Source organism: Winogradskyella sp. KYW1333 (assembly GCF_003335675.1).
Taxonomy (GTDB): domain Bacteria; phylum Bacteroidota; class Bacteroidia; order Flavobacteriales; family Flavobacteriaceae; genus Winogradskyella.
On sequence record NZ_QPHL01000017.1, the window covers coordinates 164995 to 179177 of the forward strand.

Genomic DNA, 14183 nt, shown 5'->3' on the forward strand with positions numbered 1-14183 from the left:
AAACATTTAAACTTATATGTTTAAAAAATGAATGGAAAAATGAACCGATTAACTTATTTAAAGGTAAAAGACCATTCAGTTTCTGGAGAAGAATTTCAATTGATTTTTAATGAGGACACGGAAATACTTGAAACCTTTCCAGCGCCAAATGAGGATCAATTATCTAAATACTATAAAAGTGAAGATTATATTTCACACACGGATTCTAAGCGAAATTTATTTGAGCGTGTATACCACATAATTAGATCCAGAGCCTTAAAAAAGAAATTGCGGTTAATCAATTCCTTTGGAAATGAATCAAAACAACTTTTAGATGTTGGATGTGGCACGGGCGATTTTTTAAAAATTGCGTTAACAGATGGCTGGACAGTTACTGGAATTGAACCTAACGAGCAAGCAAGAAAAATTGCAAATGTCAAAACCAATCAAAACGTTTTTGAAATTGACCACCTTGACAATCTGAAAGAACACACCTTCGATGTTATTACGCTTTGGCATGTCTTAGAGCATTTGCCGAAATTAGATACTCACATTCAACTTTTTAGAAAGCTGTTAAAACCAAACGGATTATTGATTATAGCAGTTCCCAATTATAAAAGTTATGACGCTGCCCACTATAAAGAGTTTTGGGCGGCATATGATGTTCCAAGACACCTGTGGCATTTTTCAAGAAAATCAATCAATAAATTATTTCAGAAGGAGAACTTTACACTTATTAAAACTATACCATTAATCTTTGACGCCTATTACGTTAGTTTGCTTTCTGAAAAATATAAGACAGGATATATGAATCCGTTAAAAGCATTTTGGGTTGGTCTGAAATCTAATTACCGGGCAAGGCACAATAATGACTACTCTTCTTTAATTTATGTCTTAAAACAAACCAATTAACGCTAAAGAATCATTTTAATGGCTTTTTAGCCCCACCAGCAACACGTTAACCGCCCAATTTAAAAAGGGGTGTTAAACAGCTTTATTTGGCCCCAATTTTTATTGAAATTATTAATAAGGAACTTAATATTTATTGATTTTGTATATAGTTGTAAAAAAGTCTATTTCACACTCTAACTTTTTTACATTTGCAAAGATTTATACGAAAATGAAATTATGAAAAATTTAATCCTTTTATTGTTTATTACCTTGACAACTATGGCTTGTCAAGAGGAACAAAAAATAGCTTTTGTAGATAACGCTAAAGTTGTTAATGAATATCAAAAGAAAAAAGACTTTGAGGAGAAATTCAAAGCGAAAATAGAAACCTTTAATAAAAAAGCTGACAGCTTGCAGCAAGCAATTCAAGTTGAGGCACAATTGTTTCAATCGCGCGCCTCTAAAATGAAACAAAACAAAGCAGAGGAAGAGTACAATGCACTAGTTCAGAAAAAACAAATGCAGGATTATCAACTTGGTAATGAGGAAAAGCTATTACAGGCAGAAGGACAAAAGGAAATTGATACTCTGGTTAAACAAGTAAAAACGTTTATAAAAGACTACGGAAAACAAAATGGATATACGTTTATACTAGGCGCCAATGAAGCGGGTAGTGTTCTCTATGGGTCTGACGCTAAGGATATTACAGATAAAATTATAGCAGAACTTAATAAGGAAGAGGATAGTTCTGGCACAAAAGAATAGATTAAGTTTATATAAAATTAAAGCCAAGCTTATGCTTGGCTTTTTTTATGAAGTAGTCGAGTTAATTTAATAGACAAGTCCATAAGAATTATCTTAGAATTTCCATTTCGCTCAATATGGTATACAGCATCTTGAATTTCTTTTGAAATTTCCAAAATATTATTATCGTGGACAAAAGGAGCAAATTTCTCTAATTTGAAGTTTTCAGATTTTGGTTCAAGATATACCAACTCATTTACTTTGTAATTAAGCAATAAAGCTTGCCTAAAATAATTCAGACAAAACCTTAGAAACTTTTTTTGTGTTTCCCTACCGGTTTTGGCTATTTCCTCTGACCATGATATAAGATCATGGATAGCACTTTTATTTCCTTTGGCTTTAAAAGCAGATCGAATCCAAACAACAAACCACTTTTCAAACTGAATATCTTCACTATCTTGGTAAATTAAGTCACAAGCCTTGTTATAATTACCGTTTGATTGGTGGGCTATTTTTGAAGCTACTGATTTTTCAATATGAAAGTTTTTTACCAAACCGCTGGCAATAGTTTCTTCTGGTAACAAAGGAAAATGTAGAACTTGGCATCGCGACTTTATGGTGTTGATTATTTGTTCTTCATCTTCTGCGATCAATATAAAAACAGTCTTTTCTGGCGGTTCTTCTATAAGCTTTAATAATTTATTTGCACAAGCTGTATTCATTTTCTCAGCCATCCATATTATCATTACCTTATAACCACCCTCATATGATTTTAATGATAGTGATTTAACTATTTCATGAGCCTCATCTACACCAATTTGCCCCTGTTTATTGTCTACACCCAATAGATTATACCAATCAAATAAATTACCATAAGGTTGTTGTTCTAATAATTGTCTCCATTCTTCTAGATAGAAGTTAGAAACGGGTTTGCTTTTAACTTTATGGCTTGTAGTTACAGGAAAAGCAAAATGTAGATCAGGATGAGAAAAGTTGTTAAACTTTAGATTGCAGGACTCATTACCCCCTAAATTTTCACCCCGTACATTTCCACATAGTAAATATTGAGCATAAGTTAATGCCATGGGCAAGGTGCCTGAACCTTCTGGCCCAACAAACAATTGTGCGTGTGCAATCCTCCCCTCATCAACGCTTTTTGTTAAGTGACTTTTAATATGTTCCTGCCCTAAAATATCTGAAAATAGCATGAAACAAAACTATGCATTTTTTCTACTAACCAAAATTTTAAAAGCATTGATATAATAGTGAATTCAAATTTTTTTAAAAACCTTAAAATGCTTGATGTTTATTATAGGTTTTTATTGGTTCTAATCTTTATATTTGTTTCTTAAACAATATAAAATGAAGACATTAAAAGATTTTAATTTCCAAGATAAAAGAGCATTAATAAGAGTAGACTTTAACGTACCGCTTAATGAAAATTTTGAGGTAACAGATGCCACGAGAATTGTTTCTGCCAAACCAACAATCATTAAGATATTAGAAGACGGAGGAAGTTGTGTTTTAATGTCTCATTTAGGAAGGCCAAAAGGTGTGCAAGCCGAATTTTCGTTGAAACACATTATAACAAAAATTGAAGATGTTTTAGGGGTGGAGGTGAAGTTTGCTGAAAATTGTGTTGGCGAGGAAGCTGAAGCTATGGCTAACACACTTCAGCCTGGAGAAATATTGCTGCTGGAGAATTTACGATTTCATGAAGAGGAAAAAAAAGGCAATTTGGAATTCGCTGAGAATTTATCAAAGCTTGGTGACATTTATGTTAATGATGCATTTGGTACAGCTCATAGAGCCCATGCCTCAACAACTATTGTGGCCCAGTTTTTTCCTGAAGCAAAATGCTTTGGGCACCTTTTGGCAAAGGAAATTGAAAGCATTAAAAAGGTATTGGAAGATGGAGAAAAACCAGTGCTTGCAATATTAGGTGGCGCTAAGGTTTCATCAAAAATCACGGTTATTGAAAACATTTTGGATAAAGTAGACCATCTTATTATTGGTGGCGGAATGACATTCACCTTTGTGAAGGCCCAAGGCGGAAGTGTTGGTGAGTCTATTTGCGAAGATGATAAAATGGAACTTGCACTAGATATATTGAAACAAGCTGAGGCCAAAGGAGTAAAAATTCATTTACCAATAGATGTTGTTGCGGCAAACAGCTTTAGCAATGATGCAGATACGCAAGTAGTAGATGTAAAGAGCATTCCTGATGGCTGGCAGGGATTAGATGCGGGGCCAAGATCTTTAGAGAATTTTGACAACGTAGTTAATGAAAGTAAAACTATTCTGTGGAATGGACCGTTAGGGGTTTTTGAAATGGAAACATTTTCCAAAGGAACAATAGCACTTGGCAACTCAATAGCCAAGTCAACAAAAGGCGGCGCTTTCTCTTTAGTGGGTGGAGGAGATTCAGTAGCGGCAGTAAAGCAATTTGGGTTTGAAAACAAGGTAAGCTATGTAAGTACTGGTGGTGGAGCAATGTTAGAAAGCCTTGAAGGAAAGACGTTACCGGGCATAGTTGCAATACTGAATTAAAATTCCAACACTATACTATAGTAAAAACGCGTTACATTTAATGCGTTAAATAATTTGAACCATGAAGATAAAGGGTAATATTACAATCTACATGTGCTTTATTGTGTGCGTGACATATGCTCAAGTAGATAGTACAGCAACAAGCAAGAATGTACCCTTAAGGATTGGTGATTCTATTATAGATGGCAGAATAATAAGCACACAAAACAAAATCCCAGCTGAATTAGATTCCCTTGAAATTAAGAACCTGCAAGACTTGACCGAAGCCAAGGAATTAGATCAGAAATGGTTGGGGGAACTGTATAGTAACTCGCTTTATGATACAATTTACAAATCTGTTTCAGAATTAACCTACGAACCTATTGATTATCCCGAATTGACAACGGACACATTGAAGGCAAGGCTTGAGCGACTCAACGCTAGAACACCATTCAATATAGAGTACAATCCCTCTTTAGAAAGTGTAATTAGGCGTTTTTTAAAACAAAGAAGGTCCTCGGTAGAACGACTTATGGGGCTAAGTCATTTTTATTTCCCAATGTTTGAGCAAGAATTTGACAATTATAACATTCCGCTAGAAATGAAGTATTTGGCAATTGTTGAATCCGCATTAAAACCCAGAGCACGATCCAGGGTTGGCGCTACAGGGCTTTGGCAATTTATGTTTGCAACCGGAAGGGAATACAAATTAGATGTTAGCAGCTATGTAGACGAGCGGAGCGATCCGATTAGATCTACAACAGCAGCGGCACAATACTTATCTAGATTATATAAAATATTTGGTGATTGGGACTTAGCATTAGCGGCATATAATTCGGGACCTGGTAATGTTAATAAGGCAATAAGACGATCTGGTGGTTATAAAAATTATTGGAATATAAGATCTAATTTGCCAAGAGAAACAGCTGGGTATGTCCCATCTTTTTTAGCCATTATGTATATTTTTGAATACGCAGAAGAACACGGATTTAAACCCGAGAGACCAGCTTTTCAGTATATTGAAACAGACACTGTACATGTAAAGCAAATGATTAGTTTAGACCATGTTTCTGAGGTGACCGGAGTAAATATTGAGGAGCTTCAATTTTTAAATCCATCATATAAATTAGATATAATTCCAAAAGTAGAGGGCAAAACTTACGCACTCAGATTGCCTCGAGAAGCCATTGGAGTGTTTACGTCTAATGAGGATAAAGTTTATGCTTTCGCCCAAGCGGAATTTAATAAACGTGAAAAACCACTACCTCAACTTTTTAATCAAGATTCTAAAATTAGGTATCGTGTAAAGAGTGGAGATTATTTAGGAAAGATTGCAAGACGATATGGCGTTAGAGTAAGCCAGATAAAACACTGGAATGGACTAAGAAGCAATAATTTAAAAATAGGCCAACGACTTACCATATACCCAAGAAATCCAGTTGCAACACCACCGCCAAAGACCACTAAAAAACCAACAGAAACTAAGGGTAGAATAACTTATAAAGTAAAAGAGGGTGATTCCCTTTGGAGTGTTGCGCAAAAATTTTCTGGAGTTTCTGTAGAGAATCTTAAAGATTGGAACGATATTAGTGGTAGTAATCTTAAAATAGGAATGACGCTAATAGTGTCTAAATAAATACCAAAAAATTTAAAAGATATGAGAGCAGTCTATACTGTATTAATGTGTATGCTTTTTCTAACTTGTGGCGAAGGCAAAAGCGATGGAAAGAAAGTTTATTTGCCAGCGTCTAACGGAAATTTAAATACAATATCTGTGGTGGTAGATAATTTGCTCTGGGATAATAAGGTTGGAGAAAGTATAAGAAACATTTTTGCCGCACCTTTAAATGGATTGCCAGTAGACGAACCATTATTTAAACTTCATCAAATCCCAACTCAGGTTTTTGATGGTTTTACTACTCGAAGCAGAATTGTTCTTAAAATAGAGAAGGGTAATTTGCAACCAACGACCGAAATCGTTAATGAAGCTTTTGCAAAACCACAAACAGTTGCGGTAATTAGAGGCAAAACAGATGCAGAAATAATTAATCAACTTCAAGAAAATAAGGATAAAATTATTGATGCATTTAACAAAGAAGAAGTAAAAGAAAAACAAAGGCGAATAAAGCTGTCTTTACTTGTCGATGAAAAAATAGAGGAAAGTTTAGGTTTTACAATAAACATACCTTCTGCATACAGAATAAGCAAAGCAACAGATGATTTTTTCTGGGTAAGAAAAAATATAAGCAACTCAAAAACAATGGAGTTTATGTTTTATGAAATTCCATTGGAAACAATTTCAAAGGGAGATAGTACGATTGTTGATATTGTTAAAATGAGGGATCGTGTATCAAAAACGAAAATACCTGGAGAAGACAATATTTACATGAAGGTGGAAGAAGCATATGCACCCTCAATGTTTAACACCATAATAGACAACAAACCAACATACGAGGTTAGAAGTGTTTGGACAATGAATGAATATCCAATGGCCGGGCCATTTATCACCTACTTAATAGAGGACAAAATTAATAGCCGTTATTTGGTTGCAGATGGTTACGTATATGCACCATCTCTTAGTAAACGAGATTTAGTGTTCGAGTTAGAATCGATAATAAAATCAATAAAGATTAAATAAAATAAAAAAAGCCAGCTAAGATGCTGGCTTTTTTTGTGGTGTTATTTTTTATTCTTTTTCCTCGTTTGAAGATTCATCTTTGCTGGCATCCTTAAACTCTTTCAATCCACTGCCCAGCCCTCTCATTAATTCAGGAATTTTTCTCCCACCAAAAAGGATTAAAATTACTACCGCTATTAATACCACTTGGGGCCACCCAATAGCTAAGGGTATTGTAACAAAACTCATAATTTTTAATTTAGGCTACAAAGTTAATAATTAAACTTAAATAACAACGTTGTTTAGCTAACTTTAGCACTTAATAACAATAAGGTTTCAGTATTTTAACTAATTTTGTTTCGATGGCAAAAAAGAAAAAAAAAGAAAAAAAATTAGCCAAAAAATTACTACATCAGTATCGACTTGTAATCTTAAATGAAGATACTTTTGAAGAGCGCTTTGCTATAAAGCTTACCAGGTTAAATGTCTTTGTTTTGACGTCAATTTCTGCTATTGTATTAATCTTCTTCACCACCTTACTTATTGCGTTTACACCTCTAAGAGAATATATTCCAGGATATTCTTCTGCAAGATTAAAAAAAGAAGCCTCCTTATTAAACTATAAAACCGATTCGCTAGTAAGAGAGCTTGAGCTGAACAAACAATATTATTCCTCAATCAGAAAGGTGCTAACAGGAGATATTGCCTCTGTTGAATTTAATAGAGATTCAATAATGGAACTCGCAAAGAATGATTTAGATTATTTAGAAGTAGAGAAGAACAAAGAGGACTCCATTTTGAGGGCAAAAGTAGAAAAAGAGGATAAATATAATTTATTCGAATCCTCAATTGACCCATCCAATTTTGTGCTATTTCCACCAGTTAACGGAACAATTTCTGATGATTACGATATAAAAGAAAAACATTATGCAGTAGATGTTGTTGTCGCAACAAATACACCAATTAAAGCAGTTGCCGATGGCACTGTGATTTTTGCAGAATGGACAGTAGAAACAGGGTATGTGGTTATTATGAAGCATAATCAGGAATTAATTTCGGTATATAAGCACAACTCTGCCATTACAAAATCACAAGGTGATTTAGTAAAAGCGGGCGAAGTAATTGCTATGTCAGGTAATACAGGCGAATTGAGCACAGGTCCACATTTGCATTTTGAGCTATGGAGTAAGGGCTATCCGGTTAACCCAACCAATTTTATTGATTTTTAGTAATGTCTTCTATAAAAGAAAAACTTTCCAAACCATTTGCTAGCCTGGTGGCAAAGCGTATAGAAAAATGGGCTAGAAATCCTGAAAAAACTCAACAAAAGGTATTTCGAAATTTAATTAGCTCCGCAACAAACACATCATTTGGTAAAGACCATAATTTTAAAAAGATAAACACCTATGAGGATTTCAAGTCCAATGTACCAATAAGAGATTATGAAGACCTGAGACCTTATGTGGAAAGGATAGTGAAAGGAGAAGACAATGTGCTTTGGAAAGGAAAACCGTTGTATTTTGCCAAAACATCAGGGACTACTTCTGGCGCTAAATATATTCCTATTACCAAAGAGAGTATGCCAACTCACGTTAAAGCAGCAAGAAATGCGATTCTCATGTATATTCACGAAACCGGCAACACTCAATTTGTAGATGGTAGAATGATATTCTTACAGGGAAGCCCGATTCTAGAAGAAAAAAACGGGATAAAACTTGGACGCCTTTCAGGTATTGTTGCTCATTATGTTCCAAAGTATCTTCAAAAAAACAGAATGCCTTCGTTTGAAACCAACTGCATTGAAGATTGGGAGGCAAAGGTAGAAGCTATTATTGATGAAACGCTGAGGGAGGACATGACTATTATTTCAGGTATCCCATCTTGGGTACAAATGTATTTTGAAAAACTGATTGAAAAAACAGACAAGAAAGTAGGTGAAGTCTTTAAGAACTTTAGTCTATTTATTTTTGGAGGAGTTAATTATGAACCATATCGCGCAAAGTTTGAAAATTTAATAGGACGAAAAGTAGATAGTATAGAATTGTATCCTGCAAGCGAAGGTTTTTTTGCATTTCAAGACAAGCAAGATGAAAAAGGGATGCTTTTGCAGCTTAAGTCGGGTATTTTTTATGAATTTGTAGAGGCAGATAGATTTTATGATGAAAACCCCGAGCGAATTACAATTAAAGACGTAAAACTTGAAGTAAATTATGTTATGATAATATCTTCAACCGCAGGATTATGGGCATATAATATTGGTGACACCGTGCAATTCACCTCTTTAAAACCCTACCGTGTCATAGTTAGTGGTAGAATTAAACACTTTATATCAGCATTTGGAGAGCATGTTATTGGTAAAGAGGTTGAGCAAGCATTTAAAGAGGCAACAGAAAACACAAGTATTACAGTAAATGAGTTTACTGTAGCGCCACAAATTAATCCTAGTAATGGCCTACCTTATCATGAATGGTTTGTTGAGTTTGAGAATTTACCCGAAAATGAAGCGAAGTTTATAGAAGCTTTGGACAATTCATTACAGCAACAAAACAGTTATTATTACGATTTAATAGCTGGTAAGGTGTTACAACCACTGAAACTAACTAAGATTAAAAAGGACGGTTTTCAAAATTATATGAAATCTATTGGGAAACTAGGAGGGCAAAACAAAATACCTAGACTTTCTAACGATCGTAAAATTGCGGATAAGTTATATGAACTTCAATTGACTAAATAAGCTATATTTGCAGGTTAAACAAAACAATGAGCAAAAACAATAAAAATCATAAAAGAACTAGAGCCCAAGAAAGTTCTAATGCCATAGAGCGCATGTATATTACAATGCGCCATTTGTTTAATCGCGGTTTTTACAAACCAATGGGTGTTTCTGGAGAGACTTTGAGAGAGGCCCTTCTTTTATTAAGGCCCGAAATTTACGGCTCAATAGCTGATGAAAAGGCAGAATTAGAAGGACTACTTTACGTAATTGATAGGTTGCCTCAAGGAATTGAAGAATGCTCATATATTAATTTAACAAGTGATGAAGGCTATGCTAATTCGCATTTCACGCCGATAATTCCTGAAAAGCGAAGAAGAAATTGTTATCGTATTGATGACGAACAGATGAACATTGAGATTACCAGGGGGCGATCTGAAATATATGATATTTTAACACACTTAACATTTTTGTTTGTTGAATCTCACAAAATTAGTGAGCGTGTATTAATTAATGAACGCGGTGATACGACTCGAGATTGGAAAAAGTTGGAGAAAGCAGTAATATCAAATAAAAAGCTTATCCAAAAAGAACGTGAGATTGCCATTACACACACGGCAAACATCTTAGGACGGACCTTTAATGAGTTGACCGAGGCATATCCTAATTTTGCTTCAGAGGGTCAGCCTGAGCGATTATTACATATAATTTATTGGTTGGGAAAATTAGCAATCGAAGAAAAAATTAACAACAACAAAAGAACAATCACGTTTAGTCCAGTATTAAGAGAACGGCTTGGGCACCATATACATGGAGAAATATGGGCAGACAAGATAAAAAGTGTTTTACATAAAAACAACTTACTTGAAAGGCCTATTCATATCATAAGCGCAAATATGCACAGCGTTATGAATTCTTTTTTTGCAAAATCTACGCTTAAGACCAAAGATTCTAAGAAGGATATTTTCGGCTATTATGAAGCTTTAAGCAATTCTAAAAACGGTGAAATGCGCAATAAAGTTGAGAAAACAGCGTTGCAAAACGGAATGATTTATATAGAAGATAAATCAGGCACCAACATTGATGTTCAGATTTTTGATACGGATAAAATAGATTTTTCTAAAACAGGATTTACCTATTCAGAGGCAGATAAAAATAACAAAGCAGTTATATTTGTAATGGACTATGCATTTGGAGAGCAAGCCTATGAAACTTTAGATGAATTTCTTAAGCCAATAAAGGTGAATGGAAAGAAAGTTCATTTAGATGTAAAATCTATTTCAATTATGGGTAAGGCAGGTATTTTAGAGGGCGAAAAAGGAGATGTCATGATTCCTTCGGCGCATATATTCGAAGGTACTGCAGATAATTATCCGTTTAAAAATGAACTGAACAAGGAAGATCTTGCGGATTGTAGTGTAAATGTTTATGAGGGCACAATGGTTACAGTTTTAGGGACTTCTTTACAGAATAAAGAGATTTTGAAATTTTTCAAGAACTCAACCTGGAATGTAATTGGATTGGAAATGGAAGGCGCTCATTATCAAAAAGCAATTCAATCAGCTTCAAAAGTGAGAGGAAATATTAATGGAGATGTGAAGGTTAGATATGCCTATTATGCCAGCGACAACCCTTTAGAAACAGGTAGTACTTTGGCGTCAGGAGGACTGGGAACATCTGGTGTTAAACCAACATACGTAATTACAAATAAAATTTTAGAACAAATATTTAATTCATAGAACATGAGTGAAAATTTACCAAAAGGACCACAAAACGAAGAAGTAGATTTAGGGCAACTTTTTAATGCAATTGGAGGGCTTTTCGAACGACTATTTACTTTTATTGGAAAAACCCTAAAAGGAATATTTAAGGCTATAATATACGCTTTAAAACCTTTTGTAAATAACTTTAAAGTTATATCCATAATTTTATTTATCGCTACCATACTGGGTTTTACAACAGAAAAATTATCTGGCCCAACGTATGTTTCAGATATGTTAGTTAGGCCATATTTTGACTCAAAATATCAATTGGCTAATAATGTAGACTATTTTAACGCATTGATTGAGGCAGAAAATTTTCAAGAATTATCACAGATATTTGAAATTGACACAATTAAGGCCAGTCATCTTAAAGGTTTTGAAATGGAAATAGGGCCAGAAACAGAAAATGATTTATTGCAACAATATGATAACTATATAAAAACAATTGATAGCACACTGGCTTTAGATGTGACTTATGAGGAATTTATTGAAAATAGAGATATTTTAGCGGCGTCTATTTTTTCAATAAAGGCAAGATCAAGCACTCACGATATATTTCCAAGTCTTGAACAAGGTTTCGTTAAAACATTTGAGAATGAATATTCCAGGAAGCTTAAAAGAATAAGAGATTCGACAGTTATACTTAAAAAATCTTATCACCAAATAGAACTTAGACGTGTAGACAGCCTACAAAAGGTTTACTTGAATATTTTAGAAAAGGAATCGGATAAAGACCAATTATCTATGGGAGAAGGCGGTTTGTTTCCAATAACACAAGAACGATCTGTAACAAGGGAGTACGAGCTGTTTCAGGAAGAACTTAAGGCAAGAAATGCTATAAGTAATTTAGATCAAAAATTGATTGAAGAAAGTGACTTTTATGATATATTATCAGGATTTGAAGAAGTGGGAACAGAGGATAAGGATATATTTGAAAAATACTCTATTATATTTCCATTGACAGTACTTGCCCTTATGATTATTACTTTTTTATTGTTTAGAGTTTTTAATTTCATTAAAAAGTATGAATAATCACAGAAAGAAAATCTTAATTACTGGAGGAGCGGGTTTTATTGGTTCTCATGTTGTTAGATTGTTTGTTGAAAAATATCCAGATTATCACATCTATAATCTTGACGCTTTGACCTACGCAGGAAATTTAGAAAATCTTAAAGATGTTGAAGACAGGCCAAATTATAGCTTTATTAAGGGAGATATTAATAACGAAACCTTTATTAACACTATTTTTAAAGAGAGTCGATTTGATGGAATTATTCATTTAGCAGCAGAGTCTCATGTAGACAGATCTATTACAGATCCATTGGCATTCGTACGAACTAACGTTTTGGGAACCATGAATCTTTTAAACGCATTTAAAAACACATGGGATAATAATTATAAAAATAAATTATTTTACCATATAAGCACAGATGAGGTTTATGGTTCTCTAGGAGAATCAGGTTTGTTTACAGAAATCACATCATACAACCCAAATTCACCGTATTCAGCCTCTAAAGCAAGTTCAGATCATTTTGTAAGAGCATATGGCGAAACTTATAGATTGCCTTATATTATTTCAAACTGCTCAAATAATTATGGGCCTAATCAATTTCCAGAGAAGCTGATCCCTCTGTTTATCAATAATATATTAAATAAAAAACCACTACCGCTTTACGGAGATGGTAATTACACAAGAGACTGGCTTTTTGTTTTGGACCATGCAATAGCTATAGATTTAATTTTTCATAAGGGTAAACTAAAGGACACCTACAATATTGGAGGGTTTAATGAATGGAAAAACATCGATTTGGTAAAATTGCTATGTGAACAAATGGATAAAAAAATCAATAGAGAAAAAGGGTCTTCCGAAAAACTTATTACATATGTTAAGGATCGTCCCGGACATGATTTAAGATATGCAATAGACGCATCCAAAATAAACAAGGAGTTAGGATGGGAACCATCGGTTACTTTTGAAGAAGGTCTTTCCAAAACAATAGACTGGTATTTGTCCAATGAAAACTGGCTAAAGAATGTTACTTCTGGAGATTATCAAAAGTATTATCTAAAACAGTATAGTTAAATGAAAGGAATCATACTTGCGGGTGGATCTGGAACTAGATTACACCCTTTAACCTTAGCCGTAAGCAAGCAGTTAATGCCTATTTATGATAAACCTATGATTTATTATCCATTGTCTACTTTAATGTGGTCAGGAATAAGGGATATTCTTATTATTTCTACACCTCAAGATTTACCATTATTCGGCCAACTTTTAGGAGACGGTAAGAAGTTTGGTTGTAACTTTGAATATGCTGTACAAGAAGAGCCAAATGGTTTAGCCGAGGCATTTATTATTGGCGAAAAATTTATTGGCAACGAAAAAGTAGCGTTAATATTAGGCGATAATATCTTTTACGGAACAGGATTGTCGAAACTGTTACAAGACAACAATAATCCAGATGGAGGTGTAATATACGCTTACCATGTTCATGACCCTGAGCGCTATGGAGTTGTTGAATTTGATAACAGCGGAAAGGTTATTTCTTTAGAAGAAAAACCTGATGTCCCAAAATCAAATTTTGCAGTTCCAGGCATATATTTTTATGACAATTCTGTTGTGGAAACAGCTAAAAACACACAGCCTAGTCACCGAGGAGAGCTTGAAATAACAGATGTAAACAAGGAATACTTAAAACAAGGTAAATTAAAAGTAAGTGTGTTAGATAAAGGGACCGCTTGGTTGGATACAGGCACCTTTAATTCGCTTATGCAAGCCTCACAGTTTGTTCAGGTAATAGAAGAGAGACAAGGGCTTAAAATTGGAGCTATTGAGGAAGTCGCTTATAGAATGGGTTTTATTAATAGAGATCAATTTAGAGAGCTTATTAATCCACTGATTAAAAGTGGATATGGTAAGCATTTATTAAGTATACTAGAGAGATAA

General features: G+C 34.1%; 13 protein-coding genes. 11 read left to right on the forward strand and 2 right to left on the reverse strand.

Annotated elements, in window-relative coordinates:
* Nucleotides 1-39: 39 nt before the first annotated feature.
* A complete protein-coding gene (locus DUZ96_RS10505) occupies nucleotides 40-891 on the forward strand; it encodes a bifunctional 2-polyprenyl-6-hydroxyphenol methylase/3-demethylubiquinol 3-O-methyltransferase UbiG (protein ID WP_258774370.1) in 852 nt (283 codons plus the stop codon).
* A 216-nt stretch (nucleotides 892-1107) separates the two neighbouring features.
* The gene (locus DUZ96_RS10510; RefSeq protein WP_114301902.1) at nucleotides 1108-1635 is read left to right on the forward strand and encodes an OmpH family outer membrane protein; all 528 of its coding nucleotides are present in this window, start codon (nucleotides 1108-1110) and stop codon (nucleotides 1633-1635) included.
* Nucleotides 1636-1664: 29 nt separating this feature from the next.
* Here the strand turns inward: DUZ96_RS10510 and DUZ96_RS10515 are convergent, their stop codons facing one another.
* A complete protein-coding gene (locus tag DUZ96_RS10515) occupies nucleotides 1665-2822 on the reverse strand; it encodes a DNA polymerase III subunit delta' (protein WP_114301903.1) in 1158 nt (385 codons plus the stop codon).
* A gap of 154 nt (nucleotides 2823-2976) precedes the next feature.
* Between DUZ96_RS10515 and DUZ96_RS10520 the strand changes: the two genes are divergently transcribed.
* From DUZ96_RS10520 to DUZ96_RS10530, 3 genes are all read left to right on the forward strand, one after another.
* The gene (locus tag DUZ96_RS10520; RefSeq protein ID WP_114301904.1) at nucleotides 2977-4164 is read left to right on the forward strand and encodes a phosphoglycerate kinase; all 1188 of its coding nucleotides are present in this window, start codon (nucleotides 2977-2979) and stop codon (nucleotides 4162-4164) included.
* A 61-nt stretch (nucleotides 4165-4225) separates the two neighbouring features.
* Nucleotides 4226-5779 (forward strand): LysM peptidoglycan-binding domain-containing protein, encoded by a 1554-nt coding sequence (locus tag DUZ96_RS10525; protein ID WP_258774371.1) that lies wholly within the window; start codon nucleotides 4226-4228, stop codon nucleotides 5777-5779.
* A 21-nt stretch (nucleotides 5780-5800) separates the two neighbouring features.
* On the forward strand, nucleotides 5801-6781 hold the full coding sequence (locus tag DUZ96_RS10530) for a DUF4837 family protein (protein ID WP_114301905.1): 981 nt from the start codon (nucleotides 5801-5803) through the stop codon (nucleotides 6779-6781).
* Between the two features lie 48 nt (nucleotides 6782-6829).
* Here the strand turns inward: DUZ96_RS10530 and DUZ96_RS10535 are convergent, their stop codons facing one another.
* Nucleotides 6830-7009 (reverse strand): twin-arginine translocase TatA/TatE family subunit, encoded by a 180-nt coding sequence (locus DUZ96_RS10535; RefSeq protein ID WP_114301906.1) that lies wholly within the window; start codon nucleotides 7007-7009, stop codon nucleotides 6830-6832.
* A 113-nt stretch (nucleotides 7010-7122) separates the two neighbouring features.
* Between DUZ96_RS10535 and DUZ96_RS10540 the strand changes: the two genes are divergently transcribed.
* Genes DUZ96_RS10540 through rfbA form a run of 6 tightly spaced genes read left to right on the forward strand, consistent with a single transcriptional unit; the run spans nucleotide 7123 to nucleotide 14183 of the window.
* Nucleotides 7123-7989, forward strand: a complete 867-nt coding sequence (locus tag DUZ96_RS10540) for a M23 family metallopeptidase (protein WP_114301907.1) — start codon at nucleotides 7123-7125, stop codon at nucleotides 7987-7989.
* A 2-nt stretch (nucleotides 7990-7991) separates the two neighbouring features.
* Nucleotides 7992-9494, forward strand: coding sequence for a GH3 auxin-responsive promoter family protein (locus DUZ96_RS10545; RefSeq protein ID WP_114301908.1), 1503 nt, complete (start codon nucleotides 7992-7994; stop codon nucleotides 9492-9494).
* Nucleotides 9495-9520: 26 nt separating this feature from the next.
* Nucleotides 9521-11212 carry a DUF6909 family protein gene (locus DUZ96_RS10550; protein ID WP_114301909.1) on the forward strand — a complete coding sequence of 564 codons (1692 nt, stop codon included), beginning with the start codon at nucleotides 9521-9523 and terminating at the stop codon, nucleotides 11210-11212.
* A gap of 3 nt (nucleotides 11213-11215) precedes the next feature.
* A complete protein-coding gene (locus tag DUZ96_RS10555) occupies nucleotides 11216-12268 on the forward strand; it encodes a hypothetical protein (RefSeq protein ID WP_114301910.1) in 1053 nt (350 codons plus the stop codon).
* Complete coding sequence (gene rfbB / locus DUZ96_RS10560; RefSeq protein WP_114301911.1) at nucleotides 12261-13319, forward strand: dTDP-glucose 4,6-dehydratase; 1059 nt, start codon at nucleotides 12261-12263, stop codon at nucleotides 13317-13319. Before DUZ96_RS10555 ends, rfbB begins: the two co-directional genes overlap by 8 nt.
* On the forward strand, nucleotides 13320-14183 hold the full coding sequence (rfbA, locus tag DUZ96_RS10565; RefSeq protein ID WP_114301912.1) for a glucose-1-phosphate thymidylyltransferase RfbA: 864 nt from the start codon (nucleotides 13320-13322) through the stop codon (nucleotides 14181-14183).

What these genes read in the sequence shown, in the direction of transcription:
- DUZ96_RS10505 (WP_258774370.1), top strand. Translation starts at nt 40, where the DNA reads ATGAACCGATTAACTTATTTAAAGGTAAAAGACCATTCAGTTTCTGGA.
- DUZ96_RS10510 (WP_114301902.1), top strand. Translation starts at nt 1,108, where the DNA reads ATGAAAAATTTAATCCTTTTATTGTTTATTACCTTGACAACTATGGCT.
- DUZ96_RS10515 (WP_114301903.1), bottom strand. Translation starts at nt 2,822, where the DNA reads ATGCTATTTTCAGATATTTTAGGGCAGGAACATATTAAAAGTCACTTA.
- DUZ96_RS10520 (WP_114301904.1), top strand. Translation starts at nt 2,977, where the DNA reads ATGAAGACATTAAAAGATTTTAATTTCCAAGATAAAAGAGCATTAATA.
- DUZ96_RS10525 (WP_258774371.1), top strand. Translation starts at nt 4,226, where the DNA reads ATGAAGATAAAGGGTAATATTACAATCTACATGTGCTTTATTGTGTGC.
- DUZ96_RS10530 (WP_114301905.1), top strand. Translation starts at nt 5,801, where the DNA reads ATGAGAGCAGTCTATACTGTATTAATGTGTATGCTTTTTCTAACTTGT.
- DUZ96_RS10535 (WP_114301906.1), bottom strand. Translation starts at nt 7,009, where the DNA reads ATGAGTTTTGTTACAATACCCTTAGCTATTGGGTGGCCCCAAGTGGTA.
- DUZ96_RS10540 (WP_114301907.1), top strand. Translation starts at nt 7,123, where the DNA reads ATGGCAAAAAAGAAAAAAAAAGAAAAAAAATTAGCCAAAAAATTACTA.
- DUZ96_RS10545 (WP_114301908.1), top strand. Translation starts at nt 7,992, where the DNA reads ATGTCTTCTATAAAAGAAAAACTTTCCAAACCATTTGCTAGCCTGGTG.
- DUZ96_RS10550 (WP_114301909.1), top strand. Translation starts at nt 9,521, where the DNA reads ATGAGCAAAAACAATAAAAATCATAAAAGAACTAGAGCCCAAGAAAGT.
- DUZ96_RS10555 (WP_114301910.1), top strand. Translation starts at nt 11,216, where the DNA reads ATGAGTGAAAATTTACCAAAAGGACCACAAAACGAAGAAGTAGATTTA.
- rfbB (WP_114301911.1), top strand. Translation starts at nt 12,261, where the DNA reads ATGAATAATCACAGAAAGAAAATCTTAATTACTGGAGGAGCGGGTTTT.
- rfbA (WP_114301912.1), top strand. Translation starts at nt 13,320, where the DNA reads ATGAAAGGAATCATACTTGCGGGTGGATCTGGAACTAGATTACACCCT.